This is a genomic window from Streptomyces cahuitamycinicus (genome assembly GCF_002891435.1).
In the GTDB taxonomy this organism is placed as follows: domain Bacteria; phylum Actinomycetota; class Actinomycetes; order Streptomycetales; family Streptomycetaceae; genus Streptomyces; species Streptomyces cahuitamycinicus.
Genome location: NZ_POUC01000009.1, coordinates 1 through 17,103, shown reverse-complemented (window position 1 = coordinate 17,103; position 17,103 = coordinate 1). Strand labels below are relative to the sequence as shown.

Sequence of the window (17,103 nt, the reverse complement as noted above, 5' to 3'; positions counted from 1 at the left end):
TCGGCGAACACCCGGCAAACGGCGGCCCATTACGGCCCGCAGGGGCCCTTGAAAGGACCCCTCAGACCACGCCGACCGCCGTGAGCAGCGCCAACGGGGTCGACGCCGAACGGGATTCACGCACGCACGCGTACGGGTACGGCACCGGCTCCGGGTGGGTGTCGCGGCCGTAGCCCGCGATGACCTCCGGGAGCCGGTGGCCGGTCGCGCCCGCCGCGTCGACCAGACCGCGGGCGATCGCGCGGGCCTCGTCGTGCAGCCCGTAGCGGGCCAGGCCCAGCGCGATCAGCGCGTTGTCGTGCGGCCAGACCGCCGTTCCGGCTGGCGGAGGCGGGGGTGCCGGCGGCCTCCGGCTCGGACGTGCGGGACCTGCTGGCGTCCGGGCACCCGGAGGCGGTCGGGCTCGCCCGCGAGGCCGGGCGCCGGGTCGGGGACGTCCTCGCGACCGTCGTGACCCTGCTCAACCCCGGCGTCTTGATGATCGCCGGGGATCTGGCCGGAACTCCCTTCCTGACGGGCGTGCGCGAGCTGCTGTACCAGCGGGCGCTGCCCCGCTCCACCGCCCGCCTGGACGTGGTGACCGCACGACTGGGCGAGCGGGCCGCCCTGGTCGGAGCCGGTGCGATGGTCGTGGAGCACCTCTACGCACCCGAGCGGGTCGAGGAGCGGCTGCGTGCGCTCGGTGTGTGACGTCCGTTTTGCGGCCCCGTGACGCGTCCGCATGGTGAAATCCCGGCGGCTGTGGCAGCGTGATTCTCGCCACCCCTGATAAGGGTTGCGCTCAGATGAGCGGATCGTGAGCGACTGCACTTCTCCAAAGGGTGGCACTGAGTGCCACCCTTTGATCGTTCATCGAGCGAAATCAAATGTGCGGAAACATCGCTCACATGAGCGCTCGGAGGGTTTCAGGAAGGCTCTTGCGTTCAAGAAGTGAAAACATGTGGCTGTGATCGCTTGCCCAGCCTTGACTTTCAATCCGCTGGCGGACGAGTGGTTACAGGCGCATGACGCACAAGTGGACGTACCCAGACGCCTTTGATCTGGGTATGTTCCTGCCCGTCAGGGCAGCCACCGCGTCCTCGAGGAGTCGAGACCCGTGTCGGAAAACAAAGATCTCCCGGTAGCCGAACAGGCCGCGAGCGTTGAGGGCGTGAAGTTCGTCTACGACTTCACCGAGGGCAACAAGGACCTCAAGGACCTCCTCGGTGGCAAGGGCGCCAACCTCGCCGAGATGACGAACCTCGGTCTTCCGGTCCCGCCCGGCTTCACGATCACCACCGAGGCCTGCAAGGTCTACCTGGACAGTGGCGAGGAGCCGGCGGCACTGCGTGACGAGGTGAGTGCGCACCTCGACGCGCTTCAGGCCCGCATGGGCAAGAAGCTCGGCCAGGCCGACGACCCGCTGCTCGTCTCCGTGCGCTCGGGCGCCAAGTTCTCCATGCCCGGCATGATGGACACCGTCCTCAACATCGGCCTCTCCGACAAGTCCGTGCAGGGCCTGGCCAAGCAGGCCGGCGACGACCGGTTCGCGTGGGACTCCTACCGCCGCCTCATCCAGATGTTCGGCAAGACCGTCCTGGGTGTCGACGGCGAACTGTTCGAGGACGCGCTGGAGGCGGCGAAGACCGCCAAGAAGGTCACGGTCGACACCGAGCTGGAGGCCGCCGACCTCAAGAAGCTCGTCACCAAGTTCAAGAAGATCGTCAAGACCGAGGCCGGCCGGGACTTCCCGCAGGACCCGCGCGAGCAGATGGACCTCGCCATCCACGCGGTCTTCGACTCCTGGAACACCGACCGGGCCAAGCTGTACCGCCGCCAGGAGCGCATCCCGCACGACCTGGGCACGGCCGTCAACGTCTGCTCCATGGTCTTCGGCAACCTCGGCCCCGACTCCGGCACCGGCGTCGCCTTCACCCGCGACCCCGCCTCCGGCCACCAGGGCGTCTACGGCGACTACCTCCAGAACGCGCAGGGCGAGGACGTCGTCGCCGGCATTCGCAACACCGTGCCGCTCGCCGAGCTGGAGTCGATCGACAAGAAGTCGTACGACCAGCTGATGCAGATCATGGAGACGCTGGAGAACCACTACAAGGACCTCTGCGACATCGAGTTCACCATCGAGCGCGGTGTGCTGTGGATGCTCCAGACCCGCGTCGGCAAGCGCACCGCGGGCGCGGCCTTCCGCATCGCGACGCAGCTGGTGGACCAGGGCCTGATCGATGAGGCCGAGGCGCTCACCCGGGTCAACGGCGCCCAGCTCGCGCAGCTGATGTTCCCGCGCTTCGACGAGGACGCGAAGGTCTCGCAGGTCGGCCGGGGCATCGCCGCCTCCCCCGGCGCGGCCGTCGGCAAGGCCGTCTTCGACTCCTACACGGCCGTCAAGTGGTCCCGTTCCGGCGAGAAGGTCATCCTGATCCGCCGTGAGACCAACCCCGACGACCTGGACGGCATGATCGCCGCCGAGGGCATCCTGACCTCCCGCGGCGGCAAGACCTCCCACGCGGCCGTCGTCGCGCGCGGCATGGGCAAGACCTGTGTCTGCGGCGCCGAGGAGCTCGAGGTCGACACCAAGCGCCGGCGGATGACCGTGCCGGGCGGGCACGTAGTCGAGGAGGGCGACGTCGTCTCCATCGACGGCTCCTCCGGCAAGGTCTACCTCGGCGAGGTACCGGTCGTGCCGTCCCCGGTCGTGGAGTACTTCGAGGGCCGCATGCACCCGGGCGCCGACGACGCCGACGAGCTGGTCGAGGCCGTCCACCGCATGATGGCCTTCGCCGACCGCAAGCGCCGCCTGCGGGTGCGCGCCAACGCCGACAACGCCGAGGACGCGCTGCGCGCCCGCCGCTTCGGCGCCCAGGGCATCGGCCTGTGCCGCACCGAGCACATGTTCCTCGGCGACCGGCGCGAACTGGTGGAGCGGCTGATCCTGGCCGACACCGACGCCGAGCGCGAGGAGTCCCTCAAGCAGCTGCTGCCGCTCCAGAAGCAGGACTTCGTGCAGCTCTTCGAGTCGATGGACGGCCTCCCGGTCACCGTCCGCCTGCTCGACCCGCCGCTGCACGAGTTCCTCCCGGACATCACCGAGCTGTCCGTCCGCGTGGCCCTCGCCGAGTCCCGCCAGGAGCCGCACGAGAACGAACTGCGCCTCCTCCAGGCCGTGCACCGGCTGCACGAGCAGAACCCGATGCTGGGTCTGCGCGGTGTGCGTCTCGGCCTGGTCATCCCCGGCCTGTTCACCATGCAGGTCCGGGCCATCGCCGAGGCCGCGGCCGAGCGCAAGGCCGCCAAGGGCGACCCGCGCGCCGAGATCATGATCCCGCTCGTCGGCACGGTCCAGGAGCTGGAGATCGTGCGCGAGGAGGCCGACCAGGTCATCGCCGAGGTCGAGGCGGCCTCGGGTGCGCAGCTGAAGCTGTCCATCGGCACGATGATCGAGCTGCCGCGTGCCGCGCTCACCGCCGGCCAGATCGCCGAGGCCGCGCAGTTCTTCTCCTTCGGCACCAACGACCTGACCCAGACGGTGTGGGGCTTCTCCCGGGACGACGTCGAGGCCTCGTTCTTCACGGCGTACCTGGAGAAGGGCATCTTCGGCGTCTCCCCCTTCGAGACGATCGACAAGGACGGCGTCGGCTCCCTGGTGAAGCTGGCCGCCAAGGCCGGCCGCGAGACCCGCCCCGACCTCAAGCTCGGCGTCTGCGGAGAGCACGGCGGCGACCCGGAGTCGGTCCACTTCTTCCACGAGGTCGGACTCGACTACGTCTCCTGCTCCCCGTTCCGCATCCCGGTGGCCCGCCTGGAAGCGGGCCGGGCGGCGGTCCAGTCACAGGGCAGCGACCACCGTTAGACCCGGCCCGTGCGGGGCCGCTCAAGAACGGCGGTCCGGTCCAAGGGCAGCGACCACCGTTGGGATCCGTTGCCCGTGCGGGGCCACTCAAGAACCCGGAGCCGTCGAGGTCCCCGACCCTCACCGATCGCGGCGGCTCCGGAGCACGAAGAAGAGCGGGGCGGCACCTTGTGCGGAGGTGCCGCCCCCTCGCGTTCCCGCTTACCCGGGGAGCCCTTCCCGCAGGCACACGACCGTGCCGGTCCGGGCCGCCGTCAGCAGTGCGGTGAGGGTGGGCAAGCCGGTCGCCAGCGGCATCGACTCCAAGGCGGCGAGGGCGAAGAGGCCGTGGTGGTCATGTTCCGAGCTGCGCCGGACGGGCTGCCCGGCGGGGATCCGGCCACCGTGGAAGTAGAAGTCGAGCACCGGACCCGTGCCCAGCACATCGGCCCGGTGGTCGTACCCGATGAACCGCAGGTCCCCTTCCAGGCAGATGCCGGTCTCCTCGTGCAGCTCCCGGCGCGCGGCACCGGCGGGGTCCTCGCCGTGGTCGAGCATGCCGCCCGGCAGCCCCCAGAGCCCCGCGGCGGGCTGGCCGTCGGCGTAGCGCAGCAGCAGGAACCGGTCCTCGGCGTCGAGCAGCAGGACGCAGGACGCGACGACGGTCTGCGGCAGTGTCTTGACCCACTCGTCACGCGGCAGCACGCGCTGTACGTCGGTGGCGGGCACGGTCGTGTCCACGGTGATGTTCCTTCCGTCGGCTGGGCAGCCCGGATCGAGCTGCCCGAACGGTGGAACGGCCGGGCCCGCCGATGGTCACCGGCGTGTCCGGCTCAGGTGTCGCAGGCGACCCCGTCGTCGTCCCGGTCCAGGTGGGAGGCGTACCCGGGCTCACCCCGGCGGATGGGGGCGGCACCGGCGGCCCGGACGGCGCTGCAGTTGGCGTAGTACACGTCCCCGCCGCCCCCCGCGTCCTCCGAGCCGGTGTCGTCAAAGCCGCCGCCCGCCGCCGGCTGAGCGGTGACCGTGGTGGTGACCTTGACGGTCTTGGTGGCGGTGACGGTGGGAGCGGGCTCCGGCTCCTCGGCGAGCGGCGTCGCGGTGGCGGTGGCCGTGGTGGTGACCGTGACGGCCGGCTGCGGCTCGGCGGCCGCGGGCTTCGCGTCGCTCCCGGTCTCCCCGCCGCTCGCGCCCATGCCGATGCCGAGGAACAGGGCCAGGCCGAGCGCGGGCAGCACGTAGCGCTTCCGGGCCCAGCGGGGCGCCGGTCTGCCTGGCTGCGGCGCGGGCGGAGCGGGGTACGGGCTTTTGTGCGGGCCGGTGTACGGATTGGTCATGGTCATCCCCCCGGGGCCGGTACGTGAGGGGATGACCGTAGGGCCGGGCGGCCCGACGTGGGGGAGAGGTGACCAATTCGTGATGGTCGTGTGAAGGCGGACCGGGTGGCTACGAGCGGAACGGGCCCGTCACCTCGTACGTGATGCCGCCCGAGGAGCTGCCGCTGGTGCCGCGCTGGCTGGAGAAGTAGAGGCGGGTGCCGTCCGGGGAGAAGGCCGGGCCGGTGATCTCCGAGCCGGACTGGCCGTCGATGCGGAGGAAGGGGGTCACGACGTCGGCCGGTGTGATGACGCAGATGTCCATGGTGCCGCCGTCCTCGGCGACGAAGAGGTCGCCGGAGGCGGAGCCGGTGACGTTGTCGACGCCCGTGAGGGGGGCCGTGCCGCTCGTCACCAGGGAGTCGTCGTAGGCGAGTTCGATGGTCTGGGCGGCGGCGTTGTACTGCCAGACGCGGTTGTCGCCCTTCGTGGTGAACCAGCAGGTGTCGTTCGCGTAGTAACAGCCCTCGCCGCCGTTGAAGCGCTTGGCGCCGGAGACCTGGCTGCGGGTGGCGGTCGCGCCGGAGGGGTCGGGGACCCGGGCCCAGGTGACGGGGCCGTTCGTGCCGCTGCCCGCGACCAGGACCTCCAGCGTGCCGGAGGAGAGGTCGCCCCAGGTCGTCGGGCGGAAGCGGTAGAAGCAGCCGTCGGTCACGTCCTCCGTCAGGTAGACCACCCGGCGGACCGGGTCGGCCGCCGCCGCCTCGTGCTTGAAGCGGCCCATCGCGTCCCGGCGCACCGCCGCCTTCGCGCCCCACGGGTCCGTCTCGTAGACGTACCCCCGGTCCACCTCCTCGCAGGACAGCCAGGTGTTCCACGGCGTCTTGCCGCCCGCGCAGTTCTGGCGGGTGCCGGAGAGGATGCGGTACGCGCCGGTGATTGCGCCCGTCGAGGAGAATCTCACCGCGCCCGCGCCGCCCGACGGGTTGATTTCGGAGTTGGAGACATAGATCCAGCCCGTGCCGTCGGCGTAACAGGCGCCGCCGTCCGGGGCGTTGTGCCAGGTGTACGACGTGGTTCCGACCCGCTGGCCCGACCGGGCGATCACCCGGCTGGTGAAGCCGCTGGGGAGTCTGATGCCGTTGGCGTCCGGGGCGCCCAGCGGCCCGTAGGGGCCGGTGCCGGGCTGGGCCGGGGCCGCGTACGCGGCGCCGCGCCACAGGGTTCCGCCCAGGGCGGCCGAGGTGCCGCCGAGGACGGCCGCACGCAGGAGGCTACGACGTTCCACTCTCACTCCAAGGGGTGCCGTACCGCCCCGCCGTCGGTCGACGGCAGGGGTCGTGCGTGGGGGGAGGCGGAAAGGACGCTAAGGGGGCCGGGTTGACGGCGCATGGCCAACTCGTGGCCGCGGGGCGGCACGCTGTGTGCCGCCTGTCCTGCGGCGGACGGCGGACACCCCTGCGCCGGCAACGCCGGAGCCTCCCGTCCCGGACTCCTCGGGCGGTCGCCGCCCAGGCCGGGGCCACCCCCGCCCGGCGATCGCGCGGACGGCAGCCGGATCACCACGTCCAGGCCGCCGGTCGCACCGTCTCCCTGGCCCACCGCCGACGCCGAGTGGTTCTACCCCGGCGCCCGACCCCTCCCGGAGGAGCAGGCGCGTACGCCCCTCGTGGGCTGACCCGCTCATGCGGGACATGCCGCGGTGGCGTGCACGCCCGAGCAGGCGTGCACGCCACCGCGTCCGTACCGGGGCAGGGTCAGCCGCAGCTGCCCGAGATCCACCGGTGGGAGCGGACCTTGTAGGTGCCGGCCAGGTTGCCGCCGTGCTGCTGCCGGGTGCAGCCGACACGGTCGGAGTAGTTGGCGCCCCGGTAGTACGCGACACCGCTGGAGGAGCTGGTGCCGGCGTTCCACACCGACTTCACGTTGGTCGTGGCGGCCCAGGAGCACCGAATGGAACCACTCTGCCAGTCGGGGTCGGCCACGTCCCAGGAGCACTTGCTGCCGGTGAAGTTGGCGCCGGTCCAGAAGCAGATGTGCCCGGACGCGCAGTCCACCGCGGCCGGAGCGGCCGGAGCGGCCGGTGCCGCCGAAGCGGAGCTCGGCACGGCAAGGGCGGTGACGGCGGCGGCGCTGACGGCGAGCACGGCGAGCAGCGGGTTCGCACGAGAGTTCCGGCGTACGGAAAGGCGCATGGGCCTGGTCTCCTCGGAGATCTGGGGACGGTGGTGCGGACGGCCCGACGCTGGCAAGGCATGACCGGGCCGGGCAAGGACTGCGGGGCCCGCTGGGACGCCGGGATGCCGGGAGAGCGCGCACCTGGCGCGTTCCGGAACCGTTGGGACGGCCATGGGACGCCTTTGGTGGCACAGTGTCGGCAGAGACGCCCGACCAGCGTCCTGTGGGGATTCCGAGGGGGGAAGGGCCTTGTCCGCATGCCCGGAAACGGAGCGGTTCGCCGCGCTGTTGCGTTCGTTGAAGAGCCGGTCCGGCCTGAGTTACGAGGCTCTCGCCAGGAAGTCCGGACTGGCCGGCTCGACACTGCACCGCTACTGCCGGGGCACGTCGGTGCCCCAGGACTACGGCAGCGTGCACCGGCTGGCCACGGTCTGCGGCGCGGCCCCGGACGAACTGCGCACCCTGCACCGCCTGTGGGCACTTGCGGACGCGGCGCGTGCCGCCGCGGCCGGTGCGGAGGCCGGGGCGGCGGAACGGGGAGCCGTGTCGGAGGCCGCGGGGGGTACGGAACCGGACGCGACACAGGAAGCCGCACGGGACGCGACACAGGAAGCCGAGCCAAAAGCCGTACCAGCAGGGGAACCGGAAGCAGACGCGCCCACCAAGGCCGCCTCAGCTCCAGCACAGGGCCCGGCCCCAGCCCCGGCGCAACGCCCGGACCGAACCCCGGCGCAACGCCCGGCCCTCGCCCCGGACGACGACCGGGCGCCGGAGCACCAAGCCCCCGGCACCGGCACCGGTGCCGTATCCCGGCCCGCGCGGCGGCCGCGCCGGAACCGGCTGCGCGCCACCGTCGTCGTCGCGGCGGCCCTCGCCGCCGTCACGGTCTCGGCCTGGGCGCTGTCGAGCGGCCGGTCGTCCTCCGGCGACGGTGAAGGAAACGGGGCCGCCGGCGGCCGGAGTACCGGCGAGGTCCGGCCGTTGTTCTCGGCCGGCTGCCCGCCCGTGATCGCGATGGGCGAGCACGACGAGTGCGTGCGGGAGGTGCAGCGTCTGCTGCACGCCAAGGGCGCGGACATCGGCGTGGACGGGGACTTCGGCCCGCAGACCCTGCGCCGGGTCACCGCCTTCCAGGTGCTCGCCGGACTGCAGCCCAACGGGGTCGTCGCGGAGCCGACCAAGAAGGCGCTGTACACCTCGCGCGTCCGGATGAGGGTGTGGTCGCCGCAGAAGGTGCGGCAGCGGGTCCGGGAGGTGTTTCCCGAAGTGCCGGACAAGGCGGTGGCCATCGCCGACTGCCAGTCCTTCCTCGACCCGCTGCACATCCTCCCCAACACCAACGGCACCCGGAACTGGGGCCTGTTCCAGATCTCCGACGCCCGGCTGCGCGAACTGGGCGGCACGCCGCGTGCGGCTCTGGACCCGGAGTGGAACATCCAGGCGGCCCGGAAGCTGTGGAGCCGGGACCGCGACTTCGGCGACTGGCCGCACTGCGAACGCGCGGCCGACGCACCCCGCTCCCCGGCACCGAAACGGACGTGATCAGTACGCGACGGACACGATCCGGCGGCTCAGTGGACGGGACGCCGCGCTCCAGGCAGCACTCAGGCTGCCCTGGTCGCGCGGCTACGAGACGTCCGGTCAAAACCGTTCGGTCAAAAACCGTTCGGTCAAAAACCGCTGCTACGAGGTCCGCACCTTGTAGGCCGTCACCCGTACCGCCTCGTCGTCCAGGCACTGCCCGGACGCCAGGTCGAAGCGCTGCTTCAGCAGGGGCGAGGCGACGAACGGGCGGCCCTGGTGGGTGCCGGTCAGGCCGCGGGAGAGGACCGCCGCGCCGGTGAAGGGGTCGCGGTTGTCGATGGCGAACAGGTCGCCGGAGCGGTCGCGGAAGACCGCGGCCTGCCGGCCGTCCGGCAGCAGTGCGGCCACCCCGCGGCCCGGGAGCAGCGTGCTCAGTTCGCAGACCGTGAACCAGTCGTCTGCCAGGGCGAGTTCGATCTTGAGGTCGGTGGTCTCCAGTGCCAGGGTCATCGCTGGGCGCTTCCTTCCAGTACGTCGGCGGGTCGCATGCCGATGGACAGCAGCGGCAGGTCGGGCTTCATCTGGTCGCGCTCGGGCACGAAGGCGACGACCGGGTCCGGGGTGTCCGGGGCGTTCACGAAGGACACGAACCGGGACAGCTTCTCGGGGTCGTTGATGGTCTCGGCCCACTCGTCGCGGTAGTGCGCGACGTGCGCCTGCATCAGCTTCTCCAGCTCGTCGCAGATGCCGAGCGAGTCGTGGACGACCACGTCCCGTACGTGGTCCAGGCCGCCGGGGATCCGGTCCAGCCAGGTCGAGGTGCGCTCCAGCCGGTCGGCCGTGCGGATGTAGAACATCAGGAACCGGTCGATCAGACGGACCAGTTCGGCGTCCGACAGGTCCTGCGCGAGCAGGTCCGCGTGGCGCGGGGTCGCGCCGCCGTTGCCGCCGACGTACAGGTTCCAGCCGTTGGCCGTGGCGATCACGCCGAAGTCCTTCGACTGGGCCTCGGCGCACTCGCGCTGGCAGCCGGAGACCGCCGACTTCAGCTTGTGCGGGGAGCGCAGCCCCCGGTAGCGCAGCTCCAGGTCGATCGCCATCCGTACCGAGTCCTGGACGCCGTAGCGGCACCAGGTCTGCCCGACGCAGGACTTCACCGTGCGCAGCGACTTGCCGTAGGCGTGTCCGGACTCGAAGCCGGCGTCCACCAGCCGGGCCCAGATCACGGGTAGTTGCTCGACGCGCGCCCCGAACATGTCGATCCGCTGGCCACCGGTGATCTTCGTGTAGAGGCCGAAGTCGCGGGCGATCTCGCCGATCACGATCAGCTTCTCCGGGGCGATCTCACCGCCGGGGATCCGCGGCACGACCGAGTACGAGCCGTTCTTCTGCAGGTTGGCCAGGAAGTGGTCGTTGGTGTCCTGCAGCGCCGCCTGCTCGCCGTCCAGGACGTAACCGCTCGCGCCGATCGTGGGAGCGAGGGAGGCGATGATCGAGCCGACGGCCGGCTTGCAGACCTCGCAGCCGTCACCGCCCCGGGCCCCCTCGCGGCCGTGACGGTCCAGCAGGTCCTGGTAGGTGGTGATACGCAGGGCGCGGACGATCTCGTACAGCTCCTCGCGGGTCTGCGCGAAGCAGCCGCACAGGCCCTTGTCGACCTCGACGCCGCTCGCCTCCAGCTCGGCGTTGACGAGCTGGCCGAGGACCTTGACGCAGGAGCCGCAGCCGGTGCCGGCCTTGGTGCACTTCTTCACCTCGGGCACGGTCGTGCACTGGTGGTCGGTGACCGCGCCGCGGATCGCGCCCTTGGAGACGTTGTGGCAGGAGCAGATGATCGCGTCGTCCGGCAGGGCGGAAGGGCCGAGCTGGACGGACTCACCGGCGCCGGCCGGCAGCACCAGCGACTCGGGCGCGACCGGCGGGACCGAGCCGGTGAACGCCTTCAGCGTGCCGTACGCCTCCGCGTCTCCGACCAGGATGCCGCCGAGCAGCGTGCCGTCGCGGCCGATGACCAGCTTCTTGTACAGGCCCGCGCGGGAGTCGGAGTAGACGACGTCCAGGCAGTCCTCGGCGGTGCCGTGCGCGTCGCCGAAGGACGCCACGTCCACGCCGAGCAGCTTCAGCTTGGTGGACAGGTCGGCACCGGTGAAGGACGCCTCGTCCGAGGCGATCGTGGCCGCCGCCGTCTCCGCCTGCTCGTAGCCAGGCGCCACCAGGCCGTACACCCGGCCGTCGGAGGCCAGCGCGCACTCGCCGATCGCGAAGACGTGCGGGTCGGCGACCGTACGGCACTGCTCGTCGACCGTGATGCCGCCGCGCTCGCCGACCGTCAGACCGCAGTCGCGGGCCAGCTGGTCGCGGGGGCGGACACCGGCGGAGAACACCACCAGGTCGGCGGCGAGTTCGGAGCCGTCGGACAGCTTCATGCCGGTCACGGCGCCGTCCTCGCCCACGACGATCTCCTGCGTGCCGACGCCCGTGTGGACGCTCAGGCCCATCTCCTCGATGGTGCGCAGCAGTGCGGCGCCGCCGCCGTCGTCCACCTGGACGGGCATCAGCCGGGGCGCGAACTCCACGATGTGGGAGGTGAGTCCGAGACCCTTGAGGGCCCCGGCCGCCTCCAGGCCGAGCAGACCGCCGCCGACCACGGCACCCGTCGTCGCGTTCTTGGCGTACTCCTCGATCGCGAGCAGGTCCTCGATGGTGCGGTAGACGAAACAGCCCTCGGCGTCCTTGCCCGGGACCGGCGGGACGAACGGGTAGGAGCCGGTGGCCAGGACGAGGACGTCGTAGTCGAAGACCTCGCCGGACCTGGCGGTGACCTTGCGGGCCTCGCGGTCGACGGCGATCGCCGGGTCACCGACATACAGCTCGATGCCGTGCGTCTCGATGAACTCCATGTCCGTCATGGACAGGTCCTCGGGAGTCTTCCCCGAGAAGTACGACGTGAGCGCCACACGGTCGTAGGCCGGACGAGGCTCCTCGCAGAGCACGACCACGCGGTGCGTGGCGGTCAGGCCGCGCTCGGCGAGCGCCTCGAGGAAGCGCTGGCCGACCATGCCGTGGCCGACGAGCACGATCGTGGGGGTGGCCTCCGTGGCCTCCGGGGTGGCGGTCATCAGGAGCCTCCATCGTTGGTGAGCAGGTGGAGCAGCGGGCCGCCGTCGGAGGGGAGCGGCTCTGCTCCCTCCCAGGCGCGGGCGAGCGCGCCGACGGTGCCGAGTTCGCCGACGAGGACCCCGCCGACCAGGCGGTCGTCGCGGACGACGACCTTGCGGTAGGTGCCGCGGGTGGCATCGGTGAGCTGGACGACGTCGTCGCCCGGGAGCGCCTCGGTCTCACCGAACGCGGCGAGGTCGAAGGGGCTGTCGTGCCCGTTCAGCGTCAGCCGGGTCAGGGAACGGGTGCCGGTGTAGCGGGCGTTCGCGTCACCGGCGAGCAGCTCCGCGAGCGCGTCGGCCTGTTCGAGCGCGGGAGTGGCGAGGCCGTACAGGACGCCGTCGTGCTGGGCGCAGTCGCCGATCGCGTGGATGTACGGGTCGGAGGTGCGCAGCTCGTCGTCGACGACGACGCCCTTGCGGACGTCGAGACCGGCCGTCTTGGCGAGGCCCACCCGCGGGTGCACACCGCAGGCGATGACCACGAGATCGGCGTCGAGCGCGTATCCGTCGGCCATCTCCACGGAGCGCACGGCGCCGCCGACGCAGCGCACGTCCCGGACGCGGCACTCGGTGTGCACCTCCACGCCCAGGTCGGTCAGGTGCCGCTTGACGAGCTTGGAGGCGGCCGGGTCGAGCTGGCGCTCCATCAGCCGCTCGGACTGCTGGGCGAGCACGACCTGGGCGCCGCGCCGGGCGAGTGCCCGGGCGGCGGAGACTCCGAGGAGCCCGCCGCCGATGACGACCGCCTTCGCCCCCGGGCGGACCGCCTTGGACAGGCCCAGGCAGTCGTCCATGGTGCGGAACGCGTGGATGCCCTCGGGCAGTTCACGGTCCTCGGTGAACAGGCCGCGCAGCGGCGGCAGCACCGGGTTGGAGCCGGTGGCGAGGACGAGGCGGTCGTATGCGATCACGGACCCGTCCGCACAGGCGACGGTCCGCCCCGCGCGGTCGATGCCGGAGATCCGGCCGCGCCTGACCCGCGCGGGCGCCGGCAGGGCGATCACCTCGGGGCTGTACCGTCCGGCCAGCACCTCGGCGAGCAGCACCCGGTTGTACGGCCGGTGCTCCTCCTCGCCGATCAGCAGTGCGGGCGTGCCGAGCTCACCGAGCCGCCGGGCGAGCCGTACGCCCGCCAGGCCGGTGCCGATCACCACCACACGCTCATTCGAGGTCATGCACTTGAGCGTGCGGTGCCGGTGTTACCCGGCAGCATCACCTCTGTTTCCCGCGGGGAACGCTGCCCTCAGCGGGCAGGGGTGGTGGATGTGAGGGTTCCCGACGTTCGCCGGCGGCGGCTGTGAGCAGCGCCGCACCGGCCTCGCACCGGTCCCGCATAGGGTCGCGACCATGCCCGGCATATCGCTGACCGTGATCGTCCTGCTCTGCGCCCTCGCGACCTTCGCCTGGCAGGGCGCGGTCCTGTGGCAGCCGGCCGCCCCGATGGCCGTCTTCAATCCGTCTGGCGTACGAGCAGTGGATCGCCTGGCTAAGGTCTGTCGTTGTTCGCTCGCAGGGCCAGCAGCTCGATCATCCCCGTGCCGTCCTCCTCCCCGTGGCCCTGCGCGAGCCTGCGCTCCATCAGCTTCATGTACGGCGTCAGCAGCTCCGGGCTGACCCGCTGCTCCCCGGCCGTGCGCAGCAGGGTGGCGTTGCCCGCGACTTGCATCGCGAGGTTGGAGACGACGTTCCGGGTGTAGTCGCCGCTCTGGATCTGGTCGGCGCTCTGGTGCACGGCCGGGGCCATCGCGGTGAGCCAGTCCGCGAGCAGTGGCGCGAAGTCCTTGGGCGTGATGTCGTCCGGGCGGATCAGCGCGAAGGCGTGGGTGATGCCCGCGAACATGCCGCTCATCGCGCTCAGCAGGGCCACGTCGTAGAGGGCGGCGAACCCGGGGTCGGCTCCGACGTAGCGGGGGCCGGCCGGGACGGCGAGGGTGTCGCGGTGCTCCTCGAACAGCTCTGGTGAGCCGCTGTAGAGGACGTAACCGCCGGAGTCCGGGACGCCGATCATCGGCGGGACGGCCATGATCCCGGCGTCCAGGAAGCGCGCGCCGCGCGCCTCGGCCCAGGCGGCGCGCGTCCGGCCCTCGCCGGGGGTGCCGGTGGTCAGGTTCACCAGATCCCGCCCGGCGAGAGCGGTCCCGTCGAGGGCGTCGCCCACGGAGGCGTCGTCGAGCAGGCAGACGATGACGAGCCGGTTCGCGGCCACGGCCTCGGCGGCGCTCCGGGCGACGACGGCGCCCTCGGCGGCGAGGGCCTCCGCGCGGGCGGGCGTGCGGTTCCAGATGGTCACCTCGTGCCCGGCGGCGAGCCAGGCCCGGGCGAGGGCGGTGCCCATTGCACCGGTGCCGAGAAGAGTGAGAGGGGTACGAGGGGTACGGGGAGCAACTGGGTTGTCGGTCATGGCGCTTAGGCTCGTCGCAGGGGGAGCGCCTGCTCAAGTACGTACTTTGGAGTGGGTGGTTACCCCGGGGGGAAGGGTCCAGGCAGCGAAGGGGAGGAGACCGGGCATGGGGACGACGGGACGGCGGCCGGGTGCGTACGTCTGCGGGATCGACGCGGCGATGGACCTGATCGGCGGCAAGTGGAAGGTGCTGATCCTCTGGGCGCTGAACGAGCGGCCCCGCCGCTTCGGCGAGCTGCGCCGGGAGCTGCCGGGCGTCACCGAGAAGGTGCTCGCCTCGCACCTCAGGGAGATGGAGGGCGACGGCCTGGTGCACCGTGAGGCGTATGACGAGGTGCCGCCGCGTGTGGAGTACTCGCTGACGCCCCGGGGCGTGTCCCTGAACGAGGCACTGGAACCACTGGGGGCGTGGGGGAGGGCCAACGTCCTGGGCGTGTCACCGGCTCCCGGTCAGATGCGCGAAGACGACGACGTTCCCCTGGTATCCGGTGCCGCGTGAGTAGGTGCCGCCGCAGGTGATGACCCGCAACTCGGGGCGGCGGGCCGCGCCGTAGACCTTCTCGTCGGGGAAGTCCTTCGCGGCGTGGACCTCGACGGCGTCCACGGTGAACACCGCGACCCTGCCGTCCCGCCGGTCCACCTCGATCGTGCTGCCCCTGGCCAGGGCGCCGAGGTCGTAGAACACGGCGGGGCCGTCGGCGTTGTCGACGTGTCCGGCGACGATCGCCGTGCCCCGCTCTCCGGGGGTCGTGCCGGCCTCGTACCAGCCGGCGAGGTTCTTCTCCGCGGCGGGCGGTACGTCGAGACTGCCGGTCTTCGTCAGGCCCAGCCCGGTCAGCGGCGCGTTCACCCGGATCGCCGGGATGCGGATGCGGTCGGGCGGCGAGGGCGGCAGCGCGGGCACGGCGGGCGGCTCACCGGCCCGGCCGTCCAGCCCGGCCCGGGCCTGCGCGGCGGACGGCTGCGGCGGGGCGTGCGTCCCGGCGCCGTCGCGCAGCAGCCACACCCCGGAGCACAGGGCGAACACCGTGACGGCGGCCATGGCGGCGTTCGCGGGATCGCGGAAGCCGCTGCCGATCCTGGGGAACCTGCGCATACCCACCCTTTTCTGATGCCCGGTCCCGTGCCCCCCTCCGGGCCGCGAGGGGCGTCCGACCCGGAGGGGGAGGGGACATGCGGTACCGGCGACGGACAGCGGAGGGTGTCCGTCAGATCCCGTCGCCTCTCGCCCGGCGATGCAGGAGCCAGGTACCGCCCGCGGCGGCGACGGCGAGAGCCGCCACACCGGCCGCGGTCTGCACGGGGTCGGGGCCCAGAGCGCCGCCGACCCCCGTCTTCACACTGCCCCGGGGATGGGCCTGTTCGCGCACCGGCGTCAGCGTGACCACCAGGTCCCCGGTGATCCGCCGGCCGCTCCCGGTGCAGGTCGCGGTGATCTCGTACGTTCCCGGCTGCGCGCTCGGCGGCACCCGGAACCGCCCGGTCGCGTCCGGCCCGTGCGCGTCCGGCGCCAGGCTGAGGGAACCGGCCCCGACCGCGCCGGCGTCACCCGTCGCCGAGCCGCCGTCGCCGCAGGCTGCCGTGCGTACCGTGACCTGCCCGCCGGGCACGACCGAGGCCGGGGACATCTCCAGCCCACCGGCGGACACGCCGTACGCGGGGGCGGCGGCGAGGGCCGCGGCGGCGACGGCGAGCGCGGTACCGGTCAGCGGCGGGGTGGTACGTCGCATCGGTGCTCCTTCGAGCGGTTCGGTCTGCGCCTGCCCTTCCGAGGTAACGGGCAGCTGGACGACCGCGCTTGCTGAAGGAGCGTCAGGATTGTGGTGAATGGGTGTCAGGCGTGGGTGAACCGGGTGCCGTCGACGGCCGTTTCGGCAGGTCACGGGCATCCGGCGGACGAGGTGCGGAAAAGCGTGGAGCGCGCGTGTGAACGGGTGACCCGGGTGTGCGCGGCCGACGCTTGACCTCAGGTTTGGTTGAGGTACGAGGCTGTGCGGCATGAAGACAACCGCTACCGATCCGGCCGCCCTGCCCCGGACCGCCCCCGACCCGCTCCGGCTGACCCTCGTCGTGGGCAGCAACCGGCACGGCCGCTTCGGCCCCGTCGTCGCCGACTGGCTCCTCGGCCGCATCCGGGACCGGGACGACCTGGTCGCCGAGGTCGTGGACGTCGCCGGGGCCGCGCTGCCCATGTCCCTCGAACCGACCCCGGAGGCGACCGCCGCGCTGTCCGGCATCACACCGAAGTTGGCCCGTGCCGACGCGTTCGTGGTCCTGACCCCCGAGTACAACCACTCCTTCCCGGCGGGCCTGAAGAACCTCGTCGACTGGCACTTCACCGAATGGCAGGCCAAGCCCGTCGGGCTCGTCTCCTACGGCGGTCTGGCCGGTGGCCTGCGCGCCGCGGAGCATCTACGTCAGGTCTTCGCGGAGCTCCACGCCGTGACGGTCCGCGACACCGTCTCCTTCCACAACGCCGGCGCCTCCTTCGACGACCAGGGCGCCTTGCGCGACCCGTCCGGGCCGGACGCGGCGGCGAAGGCCATGCTGGACCAACTGGTGTGGTGGGGCCGGGCGTTGCGGGAGGCCAGGGAGAGGCGACCGTACGGGGGCTGAGCCGGCCTCAGCCGTACCCGAACCTCACGCCGGACGGGCCGGGGTGAGCGGGCCCGGGCCCGCTCACCCCGAACCCCTCACACC

General features: G+C 72.0%; 14 protein-coding genes and 2 pseudogenes. 5 read left to right on the top strand and 11 right to left on the bottom strand.

All coding sequences use genetic code 11. The annotated features are described in order from the left end of the window. Positions 1-61: 61 nt before the first annotated feature. Positions 62-313 (bottom strand): annotated as a pseudogene (locus tag C1J00_RS46310) (glycogen debranching N-terminal domain-containing protein); the annotation flags it as partial. A 5-nt stretch (positions 314-318) separates the two neighbouring features. Between C1J00_RS46310 and C1J00_RS02460 the strand changes: the two are divergent. Next, positions 319-690, top strand: a pseudogene (locus C1J00_RS02460) (ROK family protein); the annotation flags it as partial. A 406-nt stretch (positions 691-1,096) separates the two neighbouring features. Then, positions 1,097-3,844 (top strand): pyruvate, phosphate dikinase, encoded by a 2,748-nt coding sequence (ppdK, locus tag C1J00_RS02455; protein ID WP_439333375.1) that lies wholly within the window; start codon positions 1,097-1,099, stop codon positions 3,842-3,844. Between the two features lie 201 nt (positions 3,845-4,045). On the opposite strand, the gene C1J00_RS02450 is transcribed toward ppdK, so the two are convergent. The 4 genes from C1J00_RS02450 to C1J00_RS02430 form a co-directional block, all read right to left on the bottom strand. Next, a complete protein-coding gene (locus tag C1J00_RS02450; protein WP_102907374.1) occupies positions 4,046-4,564 on the bottom strand; it encodes an NUDIX hydrolase in 519 nt (172 codons plus the stop codon). Between the two features lie 92 nt (positions 4,565-4,656). Next, positions 4,657-5,160: an excalibur calcium-binding domain-containing protein gene (locus C1J00_RS02445; RefSeq protein ID WP_245936153.1), complete on the bottom strand. Its 504-nt coding sequence runs from the start codon at positions 5,158-5,160 to the stop codon at positions 4,657-4,659. Positions 5,161-5,269: 109 nt separating this feature from the next. Continuing rightward, positions 5,270-6,427 carry an alkaline phosphatase PhoX gene (locus tag C1J00_RS02440; protein ID WP_102907372.1) on the bottom strand — a complete coding sequence of 386 codons (1,158 nt, stop codon included), beginning with the start codon at positions 6,425-6,427 and terminating at the stop codon, positions 5,270-5,272. Between the two features lie 469 nt (positions 6,428-6,896). After that, on the bottom strand, positions 6,897-7,334 hold the full coding sequence (locus C1J00_RS02430) for a peptidase inhibitor family I36 protein (protein WP_102907370.1): 438 nt from the start codon (positions 7,332-7,334) through the stop codon (positions 6,897-6,899). Between the two features lie 232 nt (positions 7,335-7,566). Between C1J00_RS02430 and C1J00_RS02425 the strand changes: the two genes are divergently transcribed. After that, positions 7,567-8,859 (top strand): helix-turn-helix domain-containing protein, encoded by a 1,293-nt coding sequence (locus C1J00_RS02425; RefSeq protein ID WP_245936152.1) that lies wholly within the window; start codon positions 7,567-7,569, stop codon positions 8,857-8,859. A 141-nt stretch (positions 8,860-9,000) separates the two neighbouring features. Here C1J00_RS02425 and nirD read toward each other — a convergent pair whose 3' ends face one another. The 4 genes from nirD to C1J00_RS02405 all read right to left on the bottom strand — a co-directional run bounded on the left by nirD (position 9,001) and on the right by C1J00_RS02405 (position 14,403). Next, complete coding sequence (gene nirD, locus C1J00_RS02420; protein WP_102907368.1) at positions 9,001-9,351, bottom strand: nitrite reductase small subunit NirD; 351 nt, start codon at positions 9,349-9,351, stop codon at positions 9,001-9,003. Next, positions 9,348-11,960, bottom strand: a complete 2,613-nt coding sequence (nirB, locus tag C1J00_RS02415; RefSeq protein ID WP_102907367.1) for a nitrite reductase large subunit NirB — start codon at positions 11,958-11,960, stop codon at positions 9,348-9,350. The genes nirD and nirB overlap by 4 nt, the downstream gene beginning before the upstream one ends. After that, the gene (locus tag C1J00_RS02410) at positions 11,960-13,177 is read right to left on the bottom strand and encodes an NAD(P)/FAD-dependent oxidoreductase (RefSeq protein ID WP_102907366.1); all 1,218 of its coding nucleotides are present in this window, start codon (positions 13,175-13,177) and stop codon (positions 11,960-11,962) included. The genes nirB and C1J00_RS02410 overlap by 1 nt, the downstream gene beginning before the upstream one ends. Before the next feature lie 311 nt (positions 13,178-13,488). After that, positions 13,489-14,403 (bottom strand): NAD(P)-dependent oxidoreductase, encoded by a 915-nt coding sequence (locus C1J00_RS02405; RefSeq protein ID WP_102907365.1) that lies wholly within the window; start codon positions 14,401-14,403, stop codon positions 13,489-13,491. Between the two features lie 106 nt (positions 14,404-14,509). Between C1J00_RS02405 and C1J00_RS02400 the strand changes: the two genes are divergently transcribed. Further along, positions 14,510-14,902 (top strand): winged helix-turn-helix transcriptional regulator, encoded by a 393-nt coding sequence (locus C1J00_RS02400; RefSeq protein ID WP_102907364.1) that lies wholly within the window; start codon positions 14,510-14,512, stop codon positions 14,900-14,902. Here the strand turns inward: C1J00_RS02400 and C1J00_RS02395 are convergent. Both C1J00_RS02395 and C1J00_RS02390 read right to left on the bottom strand, forming a co-directional pair. Further along, positions 14,840-15,499 carry a class F sortase gene (locus C1J00_RS02395; RefSeq protein WP_102907363.1) on the bottom strand — a complete coding sequence of 220 codons (660 nt, stop codon included), beginning with the start codon at positions 15,497-15,499 and terminating at the stop codon, positions 14,840-14,842. The two genes, C1J00_RS02400 and C1J00_RS02395, sit on opposite strands and share 63 nt — an antisense overlap. Before the next feature lie 112 nt (positions 15,500-15,611). After that, positions 15,612-16,133, bottom strand: coding sequence for a GVDTG sorting domain-containing protein (locus tag C1J00_RS02390; RefSeq protein ID WP_102907362.1), 522 nt, complete (start codon positions 16,131-16,133; stop codon positions 15,612-15,614). Positions 16,134-16,401: 268 nt separating this feature from the next. Between C1J00_RS02390 and C1J00_RS02385 the strand changes: the two genes are divergently transcribed. Next, the gene (locus C1J00_RS02385) at positions 16,402-17,019 is read left to right on the top strand and encodes an NADPH-dependent FMN reductase (protein WP_102907361.1); all 618 of its coding nucleotides are present in this window, start codon (positions 16,402-16,404) and stop codon (positions 17,017-17,019) included. The last annotated feature ends 84 nt before the right edge of the window (positions 17,020-17,103 follow it).